Annotated in this window: 1 protein-coding gene; it reads right to left on the bottom strand. The window is 69.2% G+C overall.

What is annotated here, in order from left to right:
* Positions 1 to 373 (bottom strand): NAD(P)(+) transhydrogenase (Re/Si-specific) subunit beta (locus tag AX721_RS23640; protein ID WP_197422693.1); only part of this gene is annotated, 373 nt, incomplete at both ends.

The following is a 373-nucleotide window of genomic DNA, read 5'->3' as shown; positions in this document are numbered from 1 at the left end:
ACGGCACGTTGGCCTCGGCCAGCAGCACGTTCATGTGCCCGGGCATCCGGCCGGCGACCGGGTGGATGGCGTACTTCACCTCGACGCCCTCTTCCTTCAGCACGTCGGCCATCTCGCGCAGGGCGTGCTGGGCCTGGGCCACGGCCATGCCGTAGCCGGGGACGATGATGACCTTGGAGGCGTTCTTCATGATGAAGGCCGCGTCGTCCGCAGAGCCCTGCTTCACCGGCCGGGTCTCGACCTTGCCGCCGCCAGCCGCCGCCGCGTCCTCGGCGCCGAAGCCGCCCAGGATCACGGAGATGAAGCTGCGGTTCATCGCCTTGCACATGATGTAGCTGAGGATCGCGCCCGACGAGCCCACCAGGGCGCCGGT

Origin of the sequence: Phenylobacterium sp. CCH9-H3, from assembly GCF_001557235.1 — a bacterium.
Classification (GTDB): domain Bacteria; phylum Pseudomonadota; class Alphaproteobacteria; order Caulobacterales; family Caulobacteraceae; genus Phenylobacterium.
Note: the sequence above shows the minus strand (reverse complement) of the source record. Positions and strands in the feature narration are given on the sequence as shown.